This window comes from Streptomyces taklimakanensis (genome assembly GCF_009709575.1).
Lineage (GTDB): Bacteria > Actinomycetota > Actinomycetes > Streptomycetales > Streptomycetaceae > Streptomyces > Streptomyces taklimakanensis.
Genome location: NZ_WIXO01000001.1, coordinates 3798641 through 3813142, shown reverse-complemented (window position 1 = coordinate 3813142; position 14502 = coordinate 3798641). Strand labels below are relative to the sequence as shown.

15 protein-coding genes are annotated in these 14502 nt (G+C 73.3%); 7 read left to right on the top strand and 8 right to left on the bottom strand.

The annotated features are described in order from the left end of the window. Positions 1-109: 109 nt before the first annotated feature. A complete protein-coding gene (locus tag F0L17_RS16965; RefSeq protein ID WP_155073754.1) occupies positions 110-610 on the bottom strand; it encodes a MarR family winged helix-turn-helix transcriptional regulator in 501 nt (166 codons plus the stop codon). Positions 611-935: 325 nt separating this feature from the next. Here F0L17_RS16965 and ilvA point away from each other — a divergent pair, with 325 nt between their 5' ends. The 3 genes from ilvA to F0L17_RS16950 all read left to right on the top strand — a co-directional run bounded on the left by ilvA (position 936) and on the right by F0L17_RS16950 (position 4312). Further along, on the top strand, positions 936-2180 hold the full coding sequence (gene ilvA / locus F0L17_RS16960) for a threonine ammonia-lyase (protein WP_155071740.1): 1245 nt from the start codon (positions 936-938) through the stop codon (positions 2178-2180). 252 nt (positions 2181-2432) lie between these two features. After that, positions 2433-3455 (top strand): ATP-binding cassette domain-containing protein, encoded by a 1023-nt coding sequence (locus tag F0L17_RS16955; protein WP_155071739.1) that lies wholly within the window; start codon positions 2433-2435, stop codon positions 3453-3455. After that, the gene (locus F0L17_RS16950; RefSeq protein WP_338018117.1) at positions 3452-4312 is read left to right on the top strand and encodes an ABC transporter permease; all 861 of its coding nucleotides are present in this window, start codon (positions 3452-3454) and stop codon (positions 4310-4312) included. The genes F0L17_RS16955 and F0L17_RS16950 overlap by 4 nt, the downstream gene beginning before the upstream one ends. Positions 4313-4505: 193 nt before the next feature. Here the strand turns inward: F0L17_RS16950 and greA are convergent, their stop codons facing one another. Together greA and F0L17_RS16940 are read right to left on the bottom strand one after the other, a co-directional pair. Next, positions 4506-5003 carry a transcription elongation factor GreA gene (greA, locus tag F0L17_RS16945; protein WP_162466304.1) on the bottom strand — a complete coding sequence of 166 codons (498 nt, stop codon included), beginning with the start codon at positions 5001-5003 and terminating at the stop codon, positions 4506-4508. A gap of 141 nt (positions 5004-5144) precedes the next feature. Continuing rightward, positions 5145-5573 carry a DUF4307 domain-containing protein gene (locus tag F0L17_RS16940; protein WP_155071737.1) on the bottom strand — a complete coding sequence of 143 codons (429 nt, stop codon included), beginning with the start codon at positions 5571-5573 and terminating at the stop codon, positions 5145-5147. 89 nt (positions 5574-5662) lie between these two features. Between F0L17_RS16940 and mca the strand changes: the two genes are divergently transcribed. Both mca and F0L17_RS16930 read left to right on the top strand, forming a co-directional pair. After that, entirely contained in the window at positions 5663-6535 is an 873-nt protein-coding gene (gene mca, locus F0L17_RS16935; RefSeq protein WP_155071736.1) for a mycothiol conjugate amidase Mca, read from the top strand. A 4-nt stretch (positions 6536-6539) separates the two neighbouring features. Further along, a complete protein-coding gene (locus tag F0L17_RS16930) occupies positions 6540-6758 on the top strand; it encodes a hypothetical protein (RefSeq protein ID WP_155071735.1) in 219 nt (72 codons plus the stop codon). Positions 6759-6836: 78 nt separating this feature from the next. On the opposite strand, the gene secD is transcribed toward F0L17_RS16930, so the two are convergent. From secD to F0L17_RS16915, 3 genes are all read right to left on the bottom strand, one after another. Further along, positions 6837-9200 carry a protein translocase subunit SecD gene (gene secD / locus F0L17_RS16925; RefSeq protein ID WP_155071734.1) on the bottom strand — a complete coding sequence of 788 codons (2364 nt, stop codon included), beginning with the start codon at positions 9198-9200 and terminating at the stop codon, positions 6837-6839. Positions 9201-9326: 126 nt separating this feature from the next. After that, positions 9327-9770 carry a hypothetical protein gene (locus tag F0L17_RS16920; RefSeq protein ID WP_155071733.1) on the bottom strand — a complete coding sequence of 148 codons (444 nt, stop codon included), beginning with the start codon at positions 9768-9770 and terminating at the stop codon, positions 9327-9329. Positions 9771-10021: 251 nt separating this feature from the next. Beyond that, the gene (locus tag F0L17_RS16915) at positions 10022-11188 is read right to left on the bottom strand and encodes a cystathionine gamma-synthase (RefSeq protein ID WP_155071732.1); all 1167 of its coding nucleotides are present in this window, start codon (positions 11186-11188) and stop codon (positions 10022-10024) included. A gap of 38 nt (positions 11189-11226) precedes the next feature. On the opposite strand from F0L17_RS16915, the gene F0L17_RS16910 reads away from it, so the two are divergent. Continuing rightward, complete coding sequence (locus F0L17_RS16910) at positions 11227-12453, top strand: hypothetical protein (RefSeq protein ID WP_155071731.1); 1227 nt, start codon at positions 11227-11229, stop codon at positions 12451-12453. A gap of 74 nt (positions 12454-12527) precedes the next feature. Beyond that, positions 12528-13190 (top strand): peptide-methionine (S)-S-oxide reductase MsrA, encoded by a 663-nt coding sequence (msrA, locus tag F0L17_RS16905; protein ID WP_155071730.1) that lies wholly within the window; start codon positions 12528-12530, stop codon positions 13188-13190. Between the two features lie 100 nt (positions 13191-13290). Here the strand turns inward: msrA and F0L17_RS16900 are convergent, their stop codons facing one another. Both F0L17_RS16900 and F0L17_RS16895 read right to left on the bottom strand, forming a co-directional pair. Further along, positions 13291-13662 (bottom strand): DUF1330 domain-containing protein, encoded by a 372-nt coding sequence (locus F0L17_RS16900; RefSeq protein WP_155071729.1) that lies wholly within the window; start codon positions 13660-13662, stop codon positions 13291-13293. Between the two features lie 169 nt (positions 13663-13831). Next, positions 13832-14374 (bottom strand): DJ-1/PfpI/YhbO family deglycase/protease, encoded by a 543-nt coding sequence (locus F0L17_RS16895; RefSeq protein WP_162466844.1) that lies wholly within the window; start codon positions 14372-14374, stop codon positions 13832-13834. Between the last annotated feature and the right edge of the window lie 128 nt (positions 14375-14502).

Genomic DNA, 14502 nt, shown 5'->3' with positions numbered 1-14502 from the left:
CCCTCGGCGCCCCCGTCCGACGACCGTCGGCGCCGGGCACCGACGGTGCGGACGGGGGGGCGGGTGGCGGAGGGGGACGGGCCGGCGCCCGGGACCGGCCCCGGGCCCCTCAGGAACCGGACGCCTGGAAGTCGGAGAGCGCCTGGTTGAAGCGGGTGAGCAGGTCGCAGAAGGCCGTCCGCTCCTCCTCGTTCCACTCCCTGGTCAGCAGCGCCATCAGTTCGCGTCGCGAGGCGCGCACCTGCTCCAGGCGCGAGGCGCCGCGCGGGGAGAGCCTCAGGACGACGGCGCGTCCGTCGTCGGGGTGCGAGGTGCGCTTGACGAGGCCGGACTCCACCAGCGGCGCGACCTGCCGGGTCACGGTCGAGGAGTCGATCCCCATGCCCGCCGCGAGCGCCTTGACGCCCGTCGGCCCGTCCTGGTCGAGCCGGTTGAGCAGCAGATACGCGGCGCGGTCCATGGAGTTGCGGGCCTGTCCGACACCACCGAGCCGGGTCTGCTCCGCGCGGCGCGCGAAGAGGGCCACCTGGTGCTGCATGGCGTCGAGGAGGTCTGCCGCGGGGCTCGTCCGGTCCTGGTCGGGGTCCGGGCGGCCGGCTGTGGGGGGCATGCTGGCCTGCACGCTTGCGTCGCTCGTTTCGTCGTAGGGGTGGGCGGTCGTCATGTCCGGGTGCGTGGGCATGGCCGGTTGCTCGCTTCTTCGGAAGTACGGGGTACGACGGGCTGAGGGTTTGCCACAGAGTACGCGTCCGGGGCCCGCCGCGTACCGGTGCCGGACGAATAGGCCGGGCCTACCGCGGGTAGCCCGGCGCGAGCCGGTCGTCCCGGTCCGTGCCGGGCCCGACGGCGGGAGCGGACGGGGAGGAGAAGCGGGGAGGAAGGGGGCGGGCGGTCCGTGCGGGGCCCTTCCGAGGCCGTGGTGTCAGACTGGCGGCATGGTCGCCAGTACTGCCGGGCACAACGCCCCCGACACCGTGCCCTCCCTCACCCTCGACGACATAAGAGCCGCCCAGAAGACGCTCTCCGGGGTGGCCCGGACGACCGCGTTGGAGGGCAGCCGCCACCTCAGCGAGCTGGTCGGCTCGCCGGTCCACCTCAAGTGCGAGAACCTCCAGCGCACCGGCTCGTTCAAGGTCCGCGGCGCGTACGTGCGGATCGCCGCGATGACGCCCGAGGAGCGGGCCCGCGGCGTGGTCGCGGCCAGTGCGGGCAACCACGCGCAGGGTGTCGCCCTGGCCGCCTCCCTCCTGGGGGTGCGGTCGACCGTCTTCATGCCGGTGGGCGCGCCGTTGCCGAAGATGGCCGCGACCCGCGACTACGGCGCCCGGGTGCGGCTGCACGGGCAGGTGGTGGACGAGACGCTGCGGGCGGCGCAGGAGTACGCGGCCGAGACGGGCGCGGTGTTCATCCACCCCTTCGACCATCCCGACATCGTCGCCGGCCAGGGCACGGTCGGGCTGGAGATCCTGGAGCAGTGCCCCGAGGTGCGCACCGTCGTCGTCGGTATCGGCGGTGGCGGCCTGGCGGCCGGCCTGTCGCTGGCGGTGAAGTCGCTGCGCCCGGACGTGCGGGTGGTCGGGGTGCAGGCCGAGGGCGCGGCCGCGTATCCGCCCTCGCTGGCCGCGGGCCGTCCGGTGGCGTTGGAGTCGGTCTCGACGATGGCGGACGGCATCATGGTCGCGCGTCCGGGCGACGTGCCGTTCAAAATCGTCGGCGAACTGGTGGACGAGGTCCGTACGGTGTCCGAGGACGCGCTCTCCAGCGCTCTCCTGCTCTGTCTGGAGCGGGCCAAGCTCGTCGTCGAGCCGGCCGGGGCCAGCCCGGTGGCGGCGCTGCTGTCGGCTCCGGGTTCCTTCGAGGGGCCGGTGGTGGCCGTGCTCTCCGGCGGCAACGTCGATCCCCTGGTGCTCCAGCGGACGCTGCGGCACGGCATGGCGGCCGCCGGTCGCTACCTGTCGCTGCGATTGCGGTTGACGGACCGCCCGGGGGCGTTGGCCGCGCTCCTGGGGGAGTTGTCGGTGGCGGACGCCAACGTTCTGGACGTGAGCCACGTACGGACCGATCCCCGGCTCGGGCTCACGGAGGTGGAGGTGGAGGTGCATCTGGAGACCAAGGGTCCGCAGCACTGCGCGGAGGTCAAGGCGTCGCTCGTCGGGAACGGCTACACCGTGATCGGCTGAGGCGCCCGGCCCGGTGGGAGCGGCCCGGAGCCGCCGGGCGACTCGCGCCCCACCCGCACCACGAACCGAGCGACGCGACATGCCGCGTCGCCGCGGAGCCCCGCCCCCCTGCTGCGTCCGTGGTACGTCCGCGGGCTCGTCCGCGCCGAGAGCGCCCGGCGCGGGTACACCTCTTCCGTTTCCTCCGGCTCCGATCCTCCGACCCCTCGCTTCCCCCGTTTTCCCGACCACCCACCCATGGGAGGGATCTCCATGCCAGGTGCCATCCACGCCGAGGGACTGGTCAAGACATTCGGTGACGTCAGGGCTCTGGACGGTGTCGACCTCGACGTCCCGGAGGGCACCGTGCTGGGCCTGCTGGGGCCGAACGGCGCCGGCAAGACCACCACCGTGCGCGTGTTGACCACCCTGCTGCGCCCCGACAGCGGTCGGGCGGTCGTGGCGGGGATCGACGTCCTCGCCCAGCCCCACGAGGTGCGCCGTTCCATCGGACTGTCGGGGCAGTTCGCGGCCGTCGACGAGTACCTGACCGGTCGTGAGAACCTCCGGATGGTCGGCCGCCTCTACCAGATGTCCGCGCGCGACGCGAAGCGGCGGGCGGACGAACTGCTGGAGCGGTTCGACCTCACCGGGGCGGCCGACCGGACGGCCAGGACGTACTCGGGCGGCATGCGCCGCCGACTCGACCTCGCCGCCGCGCTGGTCGTCAGCCCACCCGTGATGTTCATGGACGAGCCGACCACCGGCCTGGACCCCCGCAACCGCCAGGCGCTGTGGGAGGTCATCGAGGACCTGGTCGCCGGCGGCACCACGCTCCTGCTGACCACCCAGTACCTGGAGGAGGCCGACCGCCTCGCCCACGACATCGCCGTGGTCGACCACGGCCGGGTCATCGCCCGCGGCACCTCGGACGACCTCAAGGCCCGGATCGGTGGCGAACGCATCGAGGTCGTCGTGCACGAGCGCGACCGGATCGCCGAGGCGGAGGAGGTCCTGCGCGCCCTGGGCCGGGGCGCCGTCGCCGTCGAGGGGCACACCCGCAAACTGACCGTGCCCGTCGTCGGCGGAGCCAGGCTGCTCGCCGAGACCATCCGGGAGCTGGACTCCCGGGGCGTGGAGCTCGACGACGTCGGCCTGCGCCGCCCGACCCTGGACGACGTGTTCATCTCGCTGACCGGCCACGCCGCCGAGGGCGGCGGACCGGGCGAGAACGACGGAGCCGACGGACCCGACGGAGCCGCCCCGTCCGACGGCCGGAAGGAGGCCGCCACGTGAGCACCACCACCGACCTGCCGCCCCGCGCCGCGGCGCCCCGCTCGGGCGGCGGCGTCCGCCAGTCCGTGACGGACTCGCTGGTCATCGCCAAGCGCAACCTGCTGCGGATGCTCCGCATCCCGGAGATGATCGTCTTCGGCCTGATCCAGCCGATCATGTTCGTGGTGCTGTTCAGCTACGTCTTCGGCGGCTCGATCAGTCTCCCCGGCGCCGGGCTGGACCCGGAGTCCTACCGCGAGTTCCTGATGGCGGGCATCTTCGCCCAGACGGTCACCTTCGCCACGGCCGGCGCGGGCGCGGGCATCGCCGAGGACATGCACAAGGGGCTCATCGACCGCTTCCGCTCCCTGCCGATGGCGCGCGGCGCGGTGCTGACCGGACGCACCCTGGCCGACCTCGTCCAGACCGCGCTCACCCTGGTGGTGCTGGCGGTCGTGGCGCTGATCGTCGGCTGGCGGGCCCACGAGGGCGTCCTCAGGACACTGGCGGGCTTCGGGCTGCTGCTCCTGCTGGGGTACGCCTTCACCTGGATCGGCGCGCTGATCGGCCTGTCGGTGCGCACCCCGGAGGCGGCCACCTCCGGCGGTCTGATCTGGCTGTTCCCGCTGACCTTCGTCTCGATCGCCTTCGTGCCCTCCCAGAACATGCCGTCGTTCCTCCAGCACGTGGCCGAGTGGAATCCGTTCAGCGCGACCGTGCTGGCGACCCGCGAGCTCTTCGGGAACCTCCCGGCGAACTACCCGGTGCCCGACGCCTGGCCCATGCGGAACCCGGTCCTGGCCTCACTGCTGTGGTCCGTGCTGATCATCGTGGCCTTCCGGACGCTGGCGGTGCGCAAGTACCGCTCGGCGGCCTGACGGGCGGTACCGCGGCCCCCGGCCGCCGCGGAAGGGATTCCGTGGCGGCCGGGGGCCGCGTCGTCCACCGGTCGTCCACCGGTCGTCCACCGGTCGTCCACCGGTCGTCCACCGGTCGTCCGCCGGCCGTCCACCGCGTCGCGGGCGGTGTGGAGGGGCGGCGTGGGGCGGTGTGGAGGGGTGCGGAGGGGTGTCAGCCCTGGTACGGCTTGGCGGCCGTGATCCGGACCATCGCCATCTTGCCGTTGGGCAGCTCGTACTGCGCCTCGTCGCCGACCTTCTTGCCGTTCACACCGGTGCCCAGGGGGGACTGCGGGGAGTAGGTCTCGATGTCCGAGCTCGCGTACTCACGGGAGGCGAGGAGGAACGTGAGCGTGTCGTCCTCGTCGCCGTCGAAGGCGACGGTGACCACCATGCCGGGCTCGACCACGCCGTCGTCCGCCGGAGCCTCGCCCACCTTGGCGTTCTCCAGCAGCTGGGTGAGCTGGCGTACCCTCAGCTCCTGCTTGCCCTGCTCCTCCTTGGCCGCGTGGTAACCGCCGTTCTCACGGAGGTCGCCCTCTTCGCGGGCCGCCTCGATCTTCTTCGCGATCTCGACGCGGGCAGGACCCGACAGGTAGTCCAGCTCGGCCTTGAGCTGGTCGTACGCCTCCTGGGTGAGCCAGGTGACGTTGTCGCTGGTCTGGGTCACAGGTGCTCCTCGTAGGTGCTCTCGGATATAAAGCAACGCCCTACCCGAAGGGTGCGCCTTCACGGGTGGGCGAAACCACGAGCCTAACAATTCCGACGGAAAAGGGAAGAAGGTCAGGCCGCCGGGGCCCGGGGACGATCGTCAGTTTCCGTCCGCCGCCGTACAGCCGGCCAACTGGGCGGTGGTGGCGCGGCGGGTGGTGCGCACGGTGACGACCTCGTCGATCCGGCTCTCCCGCTGGGCGAAGGTGAAGTCGGCGCGGCCGACCCCCCCGCCGTCCTCCGCGCGGGTGGTCACGGTGCACACGCCCGTGACGTCCGCGTCCTTGCGGACCTCCAGGTGGACGACGACCTCCCGGTCCGAGACGATGTCGAACTTGATCAGCTCGCCGCTGACCTGCGTCCCGCCGACGTAGGAGATCCCGAACCAGCCGATCACCGCCAGGAACGCCACGCCCAGCACCGACCCGACCACCGTCAGGCGTCGGTTCGTGCGGGCGTCCCCGGAGCGTCCGTACCGCCCCTGGGGCAGCGCGCCGCGCGGGGAGGGCGCCTCGGTCGCATCGGTCATGGGGGTCACGTCCTGTCGGGAATACAAGCGGTTGCCGGTTCGGTCACTATAGAAGCCGTCTCCCGTGACCACGCAACGAGGATCGAGCCTTGACTGAACAGCTCAGACTGATGGCCGTGCACGCGCACCCCGACGACGAGTCGAGCAAGGGCGCGGCGACCATGGCGAAGTACGTGTCCGAGGGGGTGGACGTGCTGGTCGTGACCTGCACGGGCGGAGAGCGCGGTTCCATCCTCAACCCCAGGCTCCAGGGCGACCCCTACATCGAGGAGCACATCCACGAGGTGCGGGCCAAGGAGATGGCGGAGGCCCGCCAGATCCTGGGCGTGCGGCAGGAGTGGCTGGGCTTCGTCGACTCCGGTCTGCCCGAGGGCGACCCGCTGCCGCCGCTGCCGGAGGGCTGCTTCGCCCTCCAGGACGTGGACGAGGCCGCCGAGCGCCTGGTGCGGCTGATCCGCTCCTTCCGGCCGCAGGTGATCACCACCTACGACGAGAACGGCGGCTACCCGCACCCGGACCACATCATGACCCACAAGATCACGATGGTGGCCTTCGACGCCGCGGGGGACCCCGAGCGCTATCCGGACGCGGGCGAACCCTGGCAGCCGCTGAAGCTCTACTACAACCAGGGCTTCAACCGCCCCCGCACCCTCGCCCTCCACGAGGCGATGCTGGAGCGCGGCCTGGAGTCGCCCTACGGCGAGTGGCTCAAGCGTTGGGAGGAGTTCCAGCGGCCCGACCGCACCTTGACGACGTACGTGCCCTGCGCCGACTTCTTCGAGGTCCGGGACAAGGCGCTGATCGCCCACGCCACCCAGATCGACCCCGACGGCGGCTGGTTCAAGGTGCCGATGGAGGTCCAGAAGGAGGTCTGGCCGACCGAGGAGTACGAGCTGGCCAAGTCCCTGGTGGAGACTTCCGTCCCCGAGGACGACCTCTTCGCGGGCATCCGCGACAATTGACGCCATGAGCCCGACCACCTCCATCGCCCACGCCCACACCTCGGGCCTCGTCGACCTCGCCAAGGAGTTCGACGAGACCAAGGTCTCCCCCGGCATCCTCGGCTTCCTCGTCTTCGCCGCTCTGGGGCTGGCCGTCTGGATGCTGCTGAAGTCGATGAACCGCCACATCGTGAAGGTCGACTTCGACGAGCGCGGCGACGGGGGCACCGCCGAGCGGTCCTGATCCCCGCCCCGCGCGGCCGTCCGCCGCCCGTCCCCGTGCGGGGGCGGGCGGCGGACGGCGGGCGGCCGCTCACATGGCTCACACCTGGGCGCCGCTGTCCCCGTGCCGTCCGCCGCGGTCGCGGCCGGAGCGGGACGCGGCGGCCGCCCGGGACCTCGACGCGGCGGGGCGGGGCGGCGGCGCGCTGCTGCGGGCCTCCAGCTCGATGGCGACGGGCGTCGCGGTGAACATCGAGGACCAGGTGCCCACGGTGATGCCGATCAACAGCGCCAGGGCGAAGTCGGTCAGGCTGTCGCCGCCGAGGACGGCGAGCGCGACCAGGATGAACAGCGCCCCCATGCCGGTGTTCACGGTGCGCGGCACGGTCTGGACGATCGCGGTGTTGGCCACGGCCGGGAAGGGTGTCTTCCGGTTGGCTCCCCACAGCTCCCTCACCCGGTCGAAGACCACCACCGAGTCGTTGACCGAGTAGCCGATCACGGTGAGCAGCGCGGCCAGGAACACCCCGTCGATCGGCTTGCCCAGCCAGGCGAAGACGCCGACGAGGATCAGCACGTCGTGGGCCATCGCCACGACCGCCGCCGCGCCGAACGTCCACCGGAAGCGGACGGCCAGGTAGAGCATCTGGGCGGCCAGGGCGATGCCGAGGGCGATCAGCGCGTTCCGGCGCAGCTCGTCGCCGAGGCTGGGGCCGATCAGCTCGTCGCGGACCTTCTCCGTCTCCCCACCGAGTTCCTCGACGGTCTCGGCCACCTCGGCCGCCTCGGCGTTGGACAGCTCGTCGACGCGGACCGAGATGTCGTCGCCGCCGGAGGACTGGACGACGGCGCGGGGGAAGCCGGCGTCGGCCAGCGCGGAGCGGGCCTCCTCCGGATCGACGGGCCGGGCCGTGGAGTACTCGATCAGTCGTCCGCCGGTGAACTCCACCCCGAAGTCCAGGCCCCTCGCCGCGATGCCCGAGCCGGCCAGTACGACGGCGGCGGCGGAGACGGCCAGCCAGCGCCGTGCGTGGCGCATCAGGTCCGGCCGCCGCCGGGCGAGCCACTCCCGCACCCGGCCCTCGCGGGAGACCCCGGTGACCCCGGGGTGTTCGCGGACCGCGCGCCGGGAGGCGGCGAACTCCACCAGCACCCGGGTGACGACCAGGGCACTGATCATCGAGGCCAGCACACCGATGGAGAGCGTCACACCGAACCCGCGCACCGGTCCGGAGGCGAAGAAGAACAGCAGACCGGCGGCGAGCAGCGTGGTGACGTTGGAGTCGGCGATGGCGCTGAAGGCATTGCGGAAGCCCTCGGTCACGGCGATGCGCAACCTCCGCTCGCTCCTGCCGCGGCGGGCGGCGTACTCCTCCCGGGCCCGTTCGAAGACCAGCACGTTGGCGTCCACGGCCATGCCGATCGCCAGCACGAAACCGGCCAGCCCCGGCAGGGTGAGGGTGGCGCCCAGCGCGATCAGCGCGGCGTAGGAGATCAGCCCGTAGCAGGTCAGGGCCACGGTGGCGAGGGCGCCCAGGAGCCGGTAGACGACGATGATGAACAGCGCGGTCAGCGCCGTGCCGATGACGGCGGCCCAGGCGCTGGCCTCGATGGCCTCCTCGCCCAGGGTGGGGCCGACGGTCCGCTGTTCGATGATCTCCACCGGTACCGGCAGGGCACCGCCGTCGATGAGCAGGGCCAGTTCCTCGGCCTCCTCCTGGGTGAAGCCGCCGGTGATCTGCGTGGACCCGCCGGTGATGCCGACGTCGCAGGCGACCGAGGGATCGACCTGCGGTGAGGAGATGATCTCGTCGTCCAGGACGATCGCGACCCGCCGCTTCGGATCGCCCGCCGGCGAACAGGCGGCCTGACCGGTCAGCTCGGCCCAGGCGTCCTTGCCCCGGCCGCGCAGGTCGACGGTGACGTACCAGCCGCCGCCGGTCTGTTGGTCGAAGGCGGCCTCGGCGTCCTCGACCCCGTCCCCGGTCAGCTCGGCCGGGCCCAGCCGCAGCCGCTGCCCGGAGCCGTCGGGCAGCACGCGTTCCTCGTCCTGTGGCTTCTCCCCCTCCTCCCGCTCCTGCTCCTGCTGTTCCCGCTGTTCCTCGGCCCCCGCGATGCCGAGGACGGGGTGGAAGGTGAGCTGCGCGGTACGGCCGAGCACGTCGGCGGCCTCGCGCGGGTCCTGGAGACCGGGGAGTTCGACGATGATCCGGTTGTCACCGGAACGGGTGATGTTGGGTTCCGCGACGCCGAGCGCGTCGACACGGCGGCGCAGCACTTCCAGGGTGCGGTCGGTGGCCTCGCGGTCGGCCTGCGTGGTGGGCGAGTCGCGGGTCTCCAGCACGATCTGGGTGCCGCCGCGCAGGTCGAGACCGAGTCTGGGCGAGGTGGTCACCGTCAGGTACACGGAGACGGCGACGACGGCGAGGGCGAGGAGCGCCCGCACCAGGTTGGCGCGTTTCAAGGGATTCCTCCGGCAGGGCACGCCGCGGCCGGGCACCGGTCGTACGGACGTCGCGCGGTGCGGTCGCGGCGTTGGTCGCTGTGGGCGTCGCGGCGGTGGCCGCGGTGGCGGGGAGGGACGGCGGTGTCAGCCGCCCGGCCGGAGCGGCGGCGCCCTGCCCTGCTGGAGCGCGGTGTGCCGGAGCCGGACGGCCGGGTCCGGGAGGAAGGCGGAGGGGCGGGTGCCCGCGGCGGGGCGCGGCAGGGGGGCGCGCGGCGGCACGGCCGCCCCCGCCGGGTGGGAGGCGTGCCGCTCACCGGTGGCGTCCCGGTACAGCAGCGGCGTGCGGTCGCATCCGACCGCGCACGGCGCGCCGACCACGTGGGGGCCGCCGCGCACGCCGGTGTGGGGAACGGGGTGCGGGTGGGGGCGCGGCGAGGCGCCCGCCTGCCCACCGGAGAGGGCGGGGGCCAGCACGCCGGCCAGGAGGGCCGCCACCGCGAGGAGCGCCCTGACCGCCCGGCGGCCCCAGGGCGGCGGGGCGGCCGGGGGAGGCCGGAGCGGGGGCACGGCGGCGGTCCGCTGGACCATGCCCCCCTCCTCCCTCGGAGCCCGTGGCCCCTGCGTTCCCGTGTCCCGGCGCGGTCGCGCACCCGGCGCCGGGTGCGGGCGGGCCCCGCCCGCACCGCGTACCGGACCGGCGCCGGCCGGTCACGCGGGCCGGACCCGTGGAGCATGGTCGCACGGTGCCCCGCGACCGTCCCGGTACCGCCGGACGGTGTCCCGGCGATCCCCCCGGCGGGAACGGCCCCCGACGGCCCCGGCGTCCGGACGGGGCGGGATCAGCCCAGGGCCTGCGTGAGGTCCTCCGCGAGGTCGTCGACCGCCTCGATGCCGACCGACAGCCGCACCAGGTCCGAGGGCACCTCCAGCGCCGAACCGGCCGCCGAGGCGTGGGTCATCCGGCCCGGGTGCTCGATCAGGGACTCCACACCGCCCAGCGACTCGCCGAGGATGAACAGCCTCGCCCGGTCGCAGACCTCGACCGCGGCCTCCTCGCCCCCGGCGACCCGGAAGGAGACCATGCCGCCGAAGCCGCGCATCTGCTTGGCCGCCACCTCGTGCCCGGGGTGGGACTCCAGCCCCGGGTAGTACACCCGGGTGACCTTCGGGTGGGAGGCCAGCAGCTCGGCGATCCGGGCGGCGTTGGCGCAGTGCCGGTCCATCCGCACCGCCAGCGTCTTGACGCCGCGCATCACCAGCCAGGAGTCGAACGGCCCGGCGATGGCGCCCATGGCGTTCTGGTGGAAGGCCAGTTCCTCGCCCAGGGCGGCGTCGGAGGTGACCAGCGCGCCGCCCACCACGTCGGAGTGGCCGCCCATGTACTTGGTGGTGGAGTGCACGACGACGTCCGCGCCGAGCGCCAGCGGCTGCTGGAGGTAGGGGCTGGCGAAGGTGTTGTCGACCACCAGTCGGGCGCCCGCCGTTCGGGCCACCTCGGCGACGGCGGCGATGTCGGTGATGCCCAGCAGCGGGTTGGACGGGGTCTCCACCCACACGACCTTGGTGCGGGGCCGCAGCGCGGCGCGCACGGCGGCCGGGTCGGAGGAGTCGGCGACCGACCACTCCACGCCCCACCGCTCGGCCACCTTCGCGAAGAGGCGGAAGGTGCCGCCGTAGGCGTCGTTCGGGACGACGACGTGGTCACCGGGCGTCAGCACCGTCCGCAGCAGGCAGTCCTCGGCGGCCAGCCCGGAGGCGAAGGCCAGTCCGCGGCGCCCGCCCTCCAGCGCGGCGAGGTTCTCCTCCAGCGCGGTGCGCGTCGGGTTGGCGCTGCGGCTGTACTCGTAGCCGCCGCGCAGACCCCCCACCCCGTCCTGCTTGAAGGTGGACACCTGGTGGATCGGCGGCACCACCGCTCCGGTCGCGGCGTCGGGTTCCTGCCCGGCGTGGATGGCGAGGGTCTCGAAGTGCTGTGCCGCGTTCTGGGCTGCGTGCTGGTGGCTCATGCTCCCGAGCGTAACGGGCGGGCCGTACCGTGGAGACCATGGAAGCCCTGCTGTTCCTCATCGCCATCGCCGCCGTCGTCGGCCTGTTGGTCGTGCCCGCGGTCCGCCGTCGGCGGGCGCCGGCCACCGCCGGGGGGCTCCCGGCCCGGATCACCGACCCGGACCGCTACGGCTTCGTACCGCCCGAGCGCCTCGACGTGCGGCTGCCCGGCCCCGATCCGGAGCTGATCGAGGCGCTGGAGGAGACGCAGCGGACCCAGGACTGGCAGCCCGTCGCCCGGCTGCTCGCCCTGACCGACGACTGGGAACTGCGCTGGCAGCGCGTGCAGTCGCTGGCGGGCGCCGCCTCCGTCGAACTGGCGCGGTCGCGCACGTCCCGCGCGCCCGCGCGGGACGGTTCCGGCGCGCCCGCCGGAGCCTCGGGCCCCTCCCTCTCCAAGGAGCCGTCGCCGGGCCGCGCGGAGGGGGCCGCCGGCGGCACCCATCCGGAGGGCGCGCCCGAGGGCGCCCGCTGGCTGCGTGACTGGCGCTCCTCCTCCCCGCGCGACGTCGGCTGCGCGCAGGTGTACGCGCAGTTCCTGGTCTGGCAGGCGCTGGGCGGCACCGGTTCGGCCGACCGGCGGATCATCCTGGAGGAGGCCCGCGAGATCGCCCGGGAGGCGGTCCGGCTGGCCCCGGCCGATCCCACGGGCCACATCACCGACCTGTTCGCGGCCCGCGCCCTGGGCGTGCGCCGCTCCGACTTCGAGGCACTGTGGCAGGAGGTGCGCAGGCGGGCCCCGCACCACATGGGCGCGCACCTGGTGGCGCTGCCGTACTGGTCGGCCAAGGGCCACGGCTCCCGGGAGGACGCCTACGCCTTCGCGCGGCAGGCGGCCGGGGAGGCCCCTCAGGGCAGCCTGCTCCCGGCGCTGCCGCTCTTCGCGGTCTACGACCACCTGCCGGAGGCCAACATGGTGCGCGGCCTCTACCGGAGCGCGGTCGTCGAGCAGGCGATCGACGGCGCCGGCTACGCCCTCCACCACGCCCCCGGCGACCACCCCGTCGCGCCGCACGTGCGCCATCTGCTGCTGTGCTTCCTGGTGCGCGCCGAGCGGTACGCGGAGGCCCTGGAACAGGTGCGGGCCGTCGATGGTTATGTCGGTGCGCTGCCCTGGGTCGACGGCGCCGACCCGGCGGCGGAGTACGCGGCGTACCGCGCCCTGGCGGTCGCGGGCCACGAGGGCCCGGGCGGCGGCGCGGCCGCCCCTCCGCCGGCGCACTGAGGCACGTCGAGACGCACACCGGGCCCCGCGCACAGCGCGTTCGGGGTCCGGTCGGCCCGTGAGGAGAGTTGAGCATGCTGTTCGGCCACCACAGGAAGTCCCTGCCCACCGCGGAGGAGGCGCTCAAGGGACGACCGGAGCGCCCGTACTCCGTCCCGGAGAAGCACACCGTCCTGGGCACCCCCCTGCTCGGCCCCTACCCCGAGGGCCTGGAGGTCGCCGACTTCGGCCTGGGCTGTTTCTGGGGCGCCGAGCGGAAGTTCTGGCAGACGCCGGGCGTGTGGACGACCCTGGTCGGCTACCAGGGCGGCCACACCGAGAACCCGACGTACGAGGAGGTCTGCTCGGGACTGACCGGGCACACCGAGGCCGTCCGCGTGGTCTTCGACCCGTCGGAGGTCTCGTACGAGGAACTGCTGAGGGTCTTCTGGGAGGCCCACGACCCCACCCAGGGCTTCCGCCAGGGCAACGACGTGGGCACCCAGTACCGCTCGGCGGTCTACACCCACTCCCCCGCCCAGCGGGCCGCGGCGGAGTCCTCGCGCGAGGCGTACCAGAGGGTGCTGACGTCCGCGGGCCACGGGGAGATCACCACCGAGATCCTTCCGGCCGACGCCCGCCCCTTCTACCCGGCCGAGCCGTACCACCAGCAGTACCTGGACAAGAACCCGGGCGGCTACTGCGGCATCGGCGGCACGGGCGTGTCCTGCCCGGTGGGCGTGGCCAGGGCCGAGTGACCGACCGGTCGGACCGTCCGCCGTCGTCACTCGCCCGGACGACGGCGGACGACCGCCGGAAGGCCGCCAGGGGCCCTCTGTCACGAACTGTAACGAACTGTCACGAAGCGGCCGGGGCGGAGGGTCGGGCGTCCGCCGCCCGGCGCATCGCCTCGGCCTTCCGCCTCGGGTGGTAGCCGGGACCGACGCCCTCCACGAGGAAGGCCGTGCTGTCGATGTGGTCGGTGCGCAGCGGCAGGATCTCCTGGTACGCCTCCGAGTCGTACCAGGCGCGGGCCCGCTCCATCGACGGGAACTCGATCACCACCACGTTCCCGGGCCACTCGCCCTCCCGCACCTCCATCGGGCCGCCGTGAACGCGGAAGCGGCCGGCGAAGGGCTCCAGGGTGTCCTGGATGCGCTCCAGGTAGGCGATCACGTCCGGGTGGGGGCCGGGGTGGTTCCGGAGGTGGGCGATGGCGTAGGCGGTCATGTCTCCTCCCGAGGTCGGGCCGGTATGGACAGCGGTGATCCTTCCGCGCCGCGCGGCCGGAGTCGATGACCTGTCGGGTCATGCCGCGCTCCCGGCCACCGGCCGGGAGCGCGCGGAGGGACCGCCCGTTCCACGGGCGGTCCCTCCGCGCGCGCGTCCGGCCCGGCGGTCAGGCGGAGACGGTCTGGAACTCCTTGAGGAACGCCTCGTCGAACGCCTTGAGGTCGTCCGGCTTGCGGCTGGTGATCAGGGTGTTCGGGCCCTCCGTGCAGACGACGACCTGTTCGTCGACCCAGTTGCCGCCCGCGTTGGCGATGTCGGTGCGCAGGCTGGGGAACGAGGTGAGCTTCCGGCCGCGCACCACGTCGGCCTCGACCAGCGTCCACGGCCCGTGGCAGATCGCGGCGACGGGCTTGCCGGTCCGGCAGAACTCCCGGACGAAGGCGACGGCCTTCTCGTCCATGCGCAGGAAGTCGGGGTTGGCCACGCCTCCGGGCAGCACCAGCCCGTCGTACTCCTCGACCTCGGCGTCGGCGACCTGCCGGTCCACCTCGAAGGTGTCGGCCTTGTCGAGGTGGTCGAACGCCTGCACCGGTCCGTTGTCGGTGGACAGCAGGACCGGGGTGCCACCCGCGTCCTTCACCGCCTGCCACGGGTCGGTCAGCTCGATCTGCTCCACACCCTCGGGGGCGACGAGAAAGGCGACCTTCACTTCAGCCACGTCCTTTCGGCGGTTCGGGTCTACGTACGTGCTCGTGGATCCCCCCACACCCGTTCGGGTCCCCGCCGGGAGGGACGTTATGCACCTCTTGGGTGATCCGTCCTCGGTGTTTCCGTTCC